The sequence below is a fragment of the Candidatus Neomarinimicrobiota bacterium genome, from assembly GCA_041862535.1.
GTDB lineage: Bacteria > Fidelibacterota > Marinisomatia > SCGC-AAA003-L08 > TS1B11.
Genome location: JBGVTM010000115.1, coordinates 1 through 9,441, shown reverse-complemented (window position 1 = coordinate 9,441; position 9,441 = coordinate 1). Strand labels below are relative to the sequence as shown.

The following is a 9,441-nucleotide window of genomic DNA, read 5'->3' as shown; positions in this document are numbered from 1 at the left end:
CGACCGGGCCTTCCTCAATTGGCGGTGGTGGTGGTGCTTCCCACTCGAAATTTTCCAGCTCGGTTTCCTCGATAGTGATGTCCTCGGCGAGGTTCTCGTTTTCGGATTCCACCGGGATGGAGGGCCGGGCCGGAGGTGGTGGGGCCTCGAACTGGCGGGTGGGGGGGATGTCGAAGGTCTCCACCACTTCTTCGAAGGACTGGGGATTAAATCTGATCCGGGATGTGAAGCGGGGGAAGGTGAGGGCAATCACGGCCAGCACCAGCACCAAGCCGGTTACGATGAGCCGGATGCGCAGGGGGTAGCCTTCGTTCAGGAGGTCTTTATCAGGACTCATCTGTCGGCTTGATTGAGCGGCATGGAACCTGTCTCAGCTCAGGGCTGTTTTCCGGTAGCTGGTGAAACTCCAGATCCCGCCAGGTCGGCAGCCCACCGGAGAGCAGGAGACTTCCGGCGGAGGTTAATGGAAGGACACATATTCGCGGATGAAGATTTCGGGTGCGACCTGGCCTGCTTTCAGTTGCCTCAGGCCGGCGCGATTAAAGTCTACATATACGACGCTGTAGGCCGAATCGGTTGGGAGGACCGCTACCCGGAAGTTGTCCACTTCTTCGGGCAGGTTTTCCTCGATGACGGCAATGGCTTCTACCGCCAGCCACACGGCTTCATCAAAGCTCCGGGAGCCCCACGAGATAGTATAACCAAGGCTAAAGAACTGCGTTTCAGTGGTGGAATAATCTTTTGTAGCCAGTAACACACCCACCAGAATCAGGGCGGCAGCCAGAGGAAGGACGGTGATTTTGACGAGTTTCATATTTCCGAATCCTTATGCTCAAGTGCTCCCTTGTTGTGTTCATTTCCCGCACGATCTGCCTTTTAGACGGGATTATGGTGGAAAAGGTTGCCACTATTCGGGGGTGGTATTTATTAACGGATAGTTGCTGATGGGGGAGGAGTGCGGCGGTTTGGCGGTGCTTAAAGCGCTATCGGTCCGCTGAGCGGGCGGTTTTGCGCCTGTTTCGCGCACTGGGCGCACCAGGCGAACGACAAGGCCTATCTGTTGTGCGTAATGTTGCCATGTAATGGAAACGCAAGTATGCAGAGGAGTGAGATCATGATACCCTTTTTCAAGCCTGGAACGCGGACGTATATCCTGTCGGGGCTGGCGCTGTTGAGCGCGCTGCTGCTGCAGGCCCATAGCCAGGGGGTTCTGTCGCTGGCGCCGATGGTGAAGCTGTTGCTGACCTTCGTGCTGACGGTGGTGCTGCCGCTGGTGCCGGTCTTCATCCGCAAGGCGATTGCGGCCATGGAGGCGGAAGCCAAGTCCAAGGCAGGTTCAAAAAAATAGAGGAGCGCTGAGATCATGGCGGCGGATAAAGCCCACGCGACGTTGCTGGAGAAGTTGGCGGCGATCAAGGTGCTGGCGGAGGAGTCGGCGGCGCTGCTGAAGGCGCAGTCTCCGGACGTGGAGAAGCTGCTGGCGACGCTGCAGGCCCAGGCGGAGCTGCAGAAGGCCCTGCTGGAGAAGCTGCTGGAGGTGATGAATCCCACCGATCAGGAGAGGGATCTGAATGACACTTTCCAGCAGGCGGTGCAGGATCTGCTGGGGTACTTCCGTGAACGGGTACGCCTGGCGGGCAAGGTAGCGGACGCGGCGGCCTTGAAGCACCTGCGCAAGGAGTAGGGCCCCGTGGTCGGGGGTGCCGGTCCCGAAGCAGCGGGACGCCTGGCCGGCCTGGAGGCCCGTTTTCACGCTTTCCGGGCGGAGGTGCTCAAGTGGCAGCTGGAGCATGTCCGGTACCACCGGGTCAACGAGTGCCGGTGGGGTCTGGTGGCCCTGATGCGGGAGCACCCTTTGCGCACGCTGGCGGCTGGTATGGTCGTGGGGGCGGTGCTGGGCGGAGGTGCCGGGTTGCCGCGGCTTATCAGGTGCCTGGTGGAGTGGCTGCGGTGATGACCTACGGCCATCAGGTGCGGGAGGAGGCCTTCAGCCTGTACTGCCATGGCATGTCCTTTGAGGAGATTGTGCAGTGGCTGCAGGAGTCTTTCGGGGTGCAGCCTGACAAGAGCACCATTGCCATCTGGGCGCGAGCGCATGGCTGGTCGGCCCGCCGGGCTAAGGTACTGCAGCGTACGGAGAAGCTAGCCGATGAGAGCCGAGCCCTGGAGACGGCCCGGCTGCTGGGAGATTTGCGTGATCTGCGGGAGCAGATATTGGCCGCCTCGGGTCGCCTGGAGTTCAAGAGCGCGGAGGGGCCGGTGCGGTCGCTGGCGACGCTGCAGCGGGTGATTGACGGTCTGACCCAGCCGCAGGAGGGTGCTATCGGCAAGTCCGATCTGGAGATGGTGGTGGATACGATTCTGGAGATTTTGTACCAGGACGAGGTGTTGGGGCCGGTGCTGCGGAAGCGTGAGTGGGCGATCCTAGCTCAGATCGAGGCGCAGCTGGCGGAATCGGGCGAGAGCCTATAGCCGTCTGTAGTCCGTGGTCTGTTGTCAGTTGCGGGGGGACGGTGCGGCTGGGGGCTAATCCTTTATGGCCGCCAGGGCTTTGGCGCGCACCAGGGCATAGCTAAAATAATCTTCGTTCCAGTGAGCGGCTTTGTAATAGAGCTCGGCGGCTCGGTCCTGATGGCCTGCGCCGGCCTCTGACAGACCATAGTGGTAAAGAATAAGCGGGTTTTCCTGATCCGCTTGCTGAAAGTATTCGATAGCTTTTTCATAAGAGCCCTGTTCAAAGTAGATCAGTCCCATCAGGGGAAAATAAATATTTTTCATTTCATCCGGATTATGCCCGGCTTCGATGTCAGTTTTGAGCTGAGCGGCACCGGCCAGTGCGGCTTCAAAATGCTTGCGTTTGGCGGCGATGTAGGCCTCACGCAGTTGTGTGGCCCGCTCAAATGCTTGCCTTTCGAGGGTCGGGAAGCCAGTAGCTTGCATCATTTCCCGGCATGCGGCCAGGCTCTGCTCGGCCGCATCAATATCCTGCTTTTGAATTTGAAGGATGCATTTCGCAAGGTGACCGTCGGCCACAAACTGCGGGAGGTTCGCTGCAGCGGCTGCCTGAATAACCGTATCCAGCTGCGCGAGAGCTCTCTGATACTCACCCTCATAAATATATGAACGTGCAATCCGGCCCATCTCCATGATTTTATACGAGGGCGTTACCGCAGTCTCCACGGCAGTCTGAATAGCCGCACGACCATCCTCATACCGGCCCATAAAAACCAAGTTGATCCCGGTCTTGCCCTGCGAAGGTGTGAATGTGGGATCCCGCTCTATAGCCATCTGGTAATAATCAATGGCCTCCTCGAAGCGGCCCATTTTGGTAAGCAGGTCGGCCATGGAATCATAAGGATTGGGCTCATCGGGGATCAGGCGGATGTAGTTCTGAAAAGCTTCCTTCGCCTGCTCGTATTCCCCTTTTCTGCGGTAGGAATAGCCCAGCATGTTATAGGTCGGCGCATAGTCTGCGTCGATAGCAATGGCTTTGAGGTAGTAAGTGATGGCCTTGTCCAGTTCGTCATAATTGTAGAAGTATACAATCCCCAGTTCATGGTTGGCCCGTTTGTCCCGGGGATATTTCCGCGCTAATTCCCGGATGCGCTTCCCCCATAGCTCCCGGTTGCTCTCCAGTAAATAGGCCCGGTAAGCATCAATCAGCAGCTGCTCGCCCTTGGAGACACCGCTTTCAAGAGCTACGGCCCGTTTCATACTCGATTCCCGTTCCTCCGGATCATCAGTGCTGCGGGCCAGATACAGATAGGCCAGGGCGAAATCAGGATCCTTCCGGATGGCCTTCGAGAAGAGTATTCTGGCCTCAACGAGACGAATATTTTCATACGCCTGGCGTGCATCCAGGAATATCTGCTGTGCCTTTTCCGATGGGGTGGTTATAGGGATGTCACCACGGGCCCCGCAGCCCATCAACAACACAACCGGCAGCGCCAGCTTCAGCAGCCAGACGGTACGCGTGCGTGTATACTTCAGGAACTTTGACATAGTGAATTATTCCGCCTTGTGATAAGCGTGACCGTTGAGAAGAATCATCTATTCCCTTTCAAAACCCGTTCCTACCTAAACAACCCGTAATTTAACATTCAGAAGGCTCTAGCGGAGTAGGCCATATATCTGGTCGGCAATTGCCAAGCATCGGCCCATACCAGCCGGTACCGTTTAACACAAAGACCTCGTTCGTGCCCTAAAGGTTGTCAGCATTTATGCCGATTCCAATTATAAAATGCATAACGGGGGCGCAATAGTGATCAGGCGTAATACACTGCAGGCACCCTACAGGTCGCTCCAGCCTTCGCTTTTCATAATCAGGTTGTGAGAAAATTCCCCACCCGGGCAATGAAATGAAGCTGGTTTTGGAATGGCTTGGAATGAGGTTAGGTCTCTTTTAGTTTTAATATGGTAGTCTAAAAGGGTTTGAGGACGTACGCCCATATTATTGATAATACACCGGACGCAATTTGATCGGAAGCGTGTGAGGCCATTCCGATGGGCATAGTGCTTGCGGGCAAAACCAGTACGCCAGGACTGGGCCCGGCAGTGTTCCAGTGTGTGGTGGGACTCCTTTTTCTCACCGCTGGCCTGATTCGGGCCCAATCAGTAGACGCGGTGGTTTTATCCCGGCTGCCAGGCCCCATCCAGTTTGATGGGCTTAGCGATGAGGCGGCCTGGGAAGCCATCGAACCCCTGCCTCTTACCATGCAGCAGCCGGTTTTTGGAGGTCTCCTTACCGAACGCAGTGATATCCGCATCGGTTACGACGACGAATACCTGTATGCGGCCGGACAGTTCTATGACACTGATCCCGCCGGGATCAGAGGCAACGTGCTGGTGCGAGACGGCTTGGCCCGCAACAGCAGCGACGACCAATTTGCCCTGATCCTGGACACTTTCAACGATAATGAAAATGCGCTGGTCTTTTTAACGAATCCATCCGGCAGCCGTTCCGATGCGGTGGTCGTCAACGACGCCGAGGGATTCCATCGAGGGGGACCGTGGAATAGCAGCTGGAACAGTTTCTGGGACGTGGCGGTTCTGCAAAATGAAGAGGGCTGGTTTGTAGAAATGCGCATACCCTTCTCCAGCCTGCGTTTCCAGGATCAGCAGGGCCGCGTGGTGATGGGACTCATTACCTGGCGCAAAATCGGCCGTAAAAACGAATTTCAATCTTTTCCGGCAATTCCCCCCAAGTGGGACCGGGGCCGATTAAAGCCCTCCATCGCCCAGGATGTGGTATTCGAGGGGATTTTCAGCCGGAAGCCGCTTTACATCACGCCCTATGTCCTGGGTGGAGGCAGCCGCTCCTTTGCGCTGAACAGCGCCCAAACCGCCTACGAGCCGGTGGGCGACGATCCGGTCCGGAACCTGGGCCTGGATATCAAGTATGGCCTCACCAGTAACCTCACGCTCGATTTCACCGTGAACACCGATTTCGCCCAGGTGGAAGCGGACGATGAACGGGTGAACCTGACCAGATTCAGTCTCTTTTTCCCCGAAAAGCGCCTTTTCTTCCAGGAGCGTGCCAGCCTGTTTGATTTCAGCACCGGAAGGCAGAGCCGTCTTTTCTATTCCCGGTGCATCGGGCTTTGCGATTATGGGACCATGCCTATCATAGGAGGCACTCGCCTGGTTGGTCGCAGCGGGGAATGGGATCTCGGCCTGCTGGACCTGCAAACAGCCCGGAGCGAGCTCTACGATGAAAACGACTCTACGGTGATCATTCCCTCCGAGAATTTCGGTATCCTGCGTCTCCGTCGGCGGGTACTCAATCCTTTCTCCTACATAGGGGGAATACTGACCAGCCGGGTCGGCCGCAACGGCAGTTACAACTACGCCTACGGCCTGGACGGGATACTACGGATTTCCGGCGATGACTACTTTACCTATACCTGGGCCCAGACCTTTGATGATACACTGGCCCAAATGACCGGCGGCCGCCCGACGATTGCTTCCGGGCGGCTACGCACCGCCTGGGAGCGGCGCACCAACCGGGGTCTGGGCTATGACCTGGACCTGATATATTCCGGCGCCGATTACGAACCGGGCATCGGATTCCTGCAAAGATCGGATGTGACGCGACTCGGGGCCCAGGCTACCTACGGCTGGTACCCCGGCCAGGACTCCAGGATCTACAATCACCTGCCGGGCCTGGACCTGGGCGTATACTGGCGGAACGCCGACCGCTCCGTTGAAACGGTCGAGATCTCTCCGGAGTGGCGTATAAGCACCAAGAAGGGTGCCTTCGCCTTCCTGAGAATAGGATGGACGTTTGAAAGCATACAGGAAACCTTTTACCTGTCCGAGGACAGCAGCACCTACGTTCCGCCGGGCGATTACCGGTATGCCGAACTGAACGCTTTCCTGGCAACTCCCCAAAGCAGTCTTTTTCACGTTCGCCTGGACGCTGATCTGGGCACCTATTACGATGGGGAGCGCCTGTCGCTGGGCATTGACCCGGCCTGGGTGGTATCACGCTTTCTGGAGCTCAGCGGCGAATACCAGATTAACCGGGTGGCCTTTCCCGACCGCCAGCAGAAGTTCGACGCCCGGATCGCACGCCTGCGGGTAATGACGACCATCAATACCAGGCTTTCCGCCAGTGCCTTCGTCCAGTATAGCAGTGAGGTTAACGTCGTCGGGATTAATCTGCGGCTGCGCTACAATCCGCGGGAGGGAACCGACCTGTACCTAGTGTACGACGAAGATCTGAATACTGATCGCCAGCGCGAAGTGCCGGCCCTGCCGACTAGCAGCAATCGAACCTTCCTCCTGAAGTATTCCATCACTTTCCTGCCCCGGCTCGCCTGGAGTGCCCGGTGAGCTCCCACCCGCTGGGGTAGTTCCATTCGTACCTGATCCCGGCGCCAGCCCCGGGCTTCTCTTTTCATGCTTCGACAGGCTCCGCATGCACAGCAGCAAAGCGTCACCCGGCACGTCTGCATCGTGGGAGAAGAACTGTATTAGATTTGTGCTAAACTCATCGTACATTCCTGCATTGGAGACAGGGGGAAGCTTTCGTGAACCGGGAGCTCCTCGTTTATAACGATCACCTGACTACAGAAAGGAACAAAATGCGTACAGGTCTGCTTCTGATCACCGTTAGCATCCCGTTATTGATAATATCCTGCGCCCTGCTGGAGAAGAACAGTCCCCGGCAGATTCCGCTGGTCCAGCACGTGGATTTGAATAAATACGCGGGGCGCTGGTACGAGATCGCCCGCTTTCCGCACCGCTTCGAGCGGGACCTGGTGAACGTAACCGCCACCTATACTTTGCTGGAAGACGGCCGGATCGAGGTGCGGAACCAGGGGTTCCGCCATTCGCTCCAGGGGAAACCGTCTGATATCAAGGGGATCGCCTGGGTGCCGGACCTGGCCGTGCCCGCGCGGCTGAAGGTGCGCTTTTTCTGGCCCTTCGCCGCCGATTACCGCATCATTGCCCTCGACGCGGTGGAATACCAGTACGCCATCGTCACCAGCTCCTCCTGGAAATATCTCTGGATCCTGGGCCGGCAGCCGCAGATGGAGCCGGAACTCTATGACCGGCTGGTAACCATGGCTCAGCAACATGGTTTTGACGTCAGCCGCCTGTACCGGGTGCCGCAAGACTGGTAGATCGGTAGATTTAAGGTTGACGAACAACATACTCCGCGTTTCCGCCGCACCGGTGTCATTGACTCAGGGCATTCCCGGGCTATCAAACTAGGGTAACGCAGGTGTGACGAAGCTTTGATCCCCGGCGGTTGGGAACTACCTTCCCGGCAAATACGCCAGCAACCCCACCTCACGTGAGGAGCGATTATGAAGCTCTGTTGGGCTTTCCTGCTGATGATTCCAGTCGTGCTTATCGTTACCTGCCGACGGGCAGCAGACCATCCGCAGGTGGTTATCAGCACGGAGTTGGGGGATATCAAGGTTGAGATCTACCAGGACCGGGCACCCATCACATCGGCCAACTTCCTGAGCTACGTTGAGGGCGGCTGCTTTGATGAGGCCTCCTTCTACCGGGTGGTGCGAATGGATAACCAACCGGACGATGAGGTCAAAATAGCGGTGATCCAGGGTGGGCTGTTATCGGAGGAGAGGATGCATACGCCCATCGAGCATGAAACGACCGAAATAACGGGGATTCTGCATCGTGATGGGATTATTTCCATGGCCCGGAATGAGCCGGGGACGGCCACTTCCGAGTTCTTCATCTGTATCGGTGACCAGCCCGAGCTGGACTTCGGCGGGGCCCGGAACCCGGACGGCCAGGGATTCGCCGCCTTCGGTAGAGTCGTTGAGGGCATGGAGCTGGTGCGAAAAATACACCGGCAGCCGGCCGAGAAACAGAAACTCAATCCGCCGATAAAGATCATCACCATTGCCAGAGTCCCGTAGGGCTGGATTCCTCACGCTGCTGGCAGGAACAGGGCCGGAAGCGAAATGGGGATGACGCTTCCTGGGGCGTCTCAATCTATGGGAGTCGGTTCACCTCTATTCGCAGCCTGGCAGCCGATCTCAGCGTTTCCACAATGATATTCGAAGGCCCTATATTCGGCCTGGTGCTTTCCCGAAGCTCAATTGTATTTATACTTCTCCCTGGGAACCGGTCATGCCGGCACCTACGGTAGCCCACAACCCGTGCAGCTGCCTTCCGTGGCATTTTCCACCCGAATCAGGTGACCAGGTCACACCGGGTCCGAGAATCAGCACAATGGAGACCTTTGGTAATGCTTGAGGGACTGATACTTATTCCCATTCTAATCGGGGCGATAATCGGCATAATCATCCTGGTTTCGATCCTGAAACTGCACCCTTTCCTGGCCTTGCTTATTGCATCGTTCGGGGTGGGCTTGACGGTAAAGATGCCCCTGCAACAGATCATTGCCTCAATTACCGAAGGCTTTGGCAGTTTGATGGGCTATATCGGACTGGTGATTATTTTCGGGACCATCATCGGCACGGTTCTGGAGAAATCCGGCGGTGCGCTCAAGATGGCCGACGTAATCCTGCGCGTGGTAGGTAGAAATCGTCCCTCCCTGGCCATGTCGCTGATCGGCGCTATCGTCAGCATCCCCGTCTTCTGTGATTCGGGCTTCGTCATCCTTTCGAGATTGAACAAGGCCGTTGCAAAGAGGGCCCAGGTCCCGCTGGCCACCATGACGGTCGCTCTGGCATCCGGGCTTTATGCCACGCATACGCTCGTGCCGCCTACACCGGGACCGATCGCCGCCGCCGGGAACCTTGGTGCCTCCGATTATCTCGGCACGGTGATCTGGATCGGTCTCGTTACGTCAGTGCCTGTGCTTCTGATCGGCTATTGGTGGGCGCTGCGCATCGGCAAGTCTATCGTCATTGAGGGCGAGGATGATGACTCAGTAGCGGGCGATGACGATGACCAGACTGATACTCCGGCAATGCCTGGCGCCTTAAGGTCCTTTGC

Annotated in this window: 11 protein-coding genes; 8 read left to right on the top strand and 3 right to left on the bottom strand. The window is 57.2% G+C overall.

Going from position 1 to position 9,441, the window contains the following annotated elements; translation table 11 throughout:
- The coding region (locus tag ACETWG_04360; protein MFB0515824.1) for an energy transducer TonB at positions 1-337 on the bottom strand (337 nt) is incomplete at its 3' end.
- Between the two features lie 123 nt (positions 338-460).
- Positions 461-814 carry a hypothetical protein gene (locus ACETWG_04355; protein MFB0515823.1) on the bottom strand — a complete coding sequence of 118 codons (354 nt, stop codon included), beginning with the start codon at positions 812-814 and terminating at the stop codon, positions 461-463.
- Between the two features lie 300 nt (positions 815-1,114).
- On the opposite strand from ACETWG_04355, the gene ACETWG_04350 reads away from it, so the two are divergent.
- The 4 genes from ACETWG_04350 to ACETWG_04335 are packed head-to-tail and all read left to right on the top strand — an operon-like array spanning position 1,115 to position 2,472.
- Positions 1,115-1,348, top strand: a complete 234-nt coding sequence (locus ACETWG_04350; GenBank protein ID MFB0515822.1) for a hypothetical protein — start codon at positions 1,115-1,117, stop codon at positions 1,346-1,348.
- Between the two features lie 15 nt (positions 1,349-1,363).
- Positions 1,364-1,684: a hypothetical protein gene (locus ACETWG_04345; GenBank protein MFB0515821.1), complete on the top strand. Its 321-nt coding sequence runs from the start codon at positions 1,364-1,366 to the stop codon at positions 1,682-1,684.
- A gap of 6 nt (positions 1,685-1,690) precedes the next feature.
- Positions 1,691-1,954, top strand: a complete 264-nt coding sequence (locus ACETWG_04340) for a hypothetical protein (GenBank protein ID MFB0515820.1) — start codon at positions 1,691-1,693, stop codon at positions 1,952-1,954.
- Positions 1,942-2,472 carry a hypothetical protein gene (locus tag ACETWG_04335; protein MFB0515819.1) on the top strand — a complete coding sequence of 177 codons (531 nt, stop codon included), beginning with the start codon at positions 1,942-1,944 and terminating at the stop codon, positions 2,470-2,472. Before ACETWG_04340 ends, ACETWG_04335 begins: the two co-directional genes overlap by 13 nt.
- Before the next feature lie 54 nt (positions 2,473-2,526).
- Here the strand turns inward: ACETWG_04335 and ACETWG_04330 are convergent, their stop codons facing one another.
- On the bottom strand, positions 2,527-4,002 hold the full coding sequence (locus ACETWG_04330; GenBank protein ID MFB0515818.1) for a tetratricopeptide repeat protein: 1,476 nt from the start codon (positions 4,000-4,002) through the stop codon (positions 2,527-2,529).
- Between the two features lie 501 nt (positions 4,003-4,503).
- Between ACETWG_04330 and ACETWG_04325 the strand changes: the two genes are divergently transcribed.
- The 4 genes from ACETWG_04325 to ACETWG_04310 form a co-directional block, all read left to right on the top strand.
- The gene (locus ACETWG_04325; GenBank protein MFB0515817.1) at positions 4,504-6,834 is read left to right on the top strand and encodes a DUF5916 domain-containing protein; all 2,331 of its coding nucleotides are present in this window, start codon (positions 4,504-4,506) and stop codon (positions 6,832-6,834) included.
- Positions 6,835-7,085: 251 nt separating this feature from the next.
- Positions 7,086-7,628: a lipocalin family protein gene (locus tag ACETWG_04320; GenBank protein ID MFB0515816.1), complete on the top strand. Its 543-nt coding sequence runs from the start codon at positions 7,086-7,088 to the stop codon at positions 7,626-7,628.
- Between the two features lie 186 nt (positions 7,629-7,814).
- Positions 7,815-8,396: a peptidylprolyl isomerase gene (locus ACETWG_04315; GenBank protein MFB0515815.1), complete on the top strand. Its 582-nt coding sequence runs from the start codon at positions 7,815-7,817 to the stop codon at positions 8,394-8,396.
- A 332-nt stretch (positions 8,397-8,728) separates the two neighbouring features.
- Positions 8,729-9,441: GntP family permease (locus ACETWG_04310; protein MFB0515814.1), on the top strand; the 713-nt coding region annotated here is incomplete at its 3' end.

Bases quoted from the DNA above. Each gene is read 5' to 3' on its own strand.
- ACETWG_04355 (MFB0515823.1), bottom strand. From the start codon at position 814: ATGAAACTCGTCAAAATCACCGTCCTTCCTCTGGCTGCCGCCCTGATT.
- ACETWG_04350 (MFB0515822.1), top strand. From the start codon at position 1,115: ATGATACCCTTTTTCAAGCCTGGAACGCGGACGTATATCCTGTCGGGG.
- ACETWG_04345 (MFB0515821.1), top strand. From the start codon at position 1,364: ATGGCGGCGGATAAAGCCCACGCGACGTTGCTGGAGAAGTTGGCGGCG.
- ACETWG_04330 (MFB0515818.1), bottom strand. From the start codon at position 4,002: ATGTCAAAGTTCCTGAAGTATACACGCACGCGTACCGTCTGGCTGCTG.
- ACETWG_04325 (MFB0515817.1), top strand. From the start codon at position 4,504: ATGGGCATAGTGCTTGCGGGCAAAACCAGTACGCCAGGACTGGGCCCG.
- ACETWG_04320 (MFB0515816.1), top strand. From the start codon at position 7,086: ATGCGTACAGGTCTGCTTCTGATCACCGTTAGCATCCCGTTATTGATA.
- ACETWG_04315 (MFB0515815.1), top strand. From the start codon at position 7,815: ATGAAGCTCTGTTGGGCTTTCCTGCTGATGATTCCAGTCGTGCTTATC.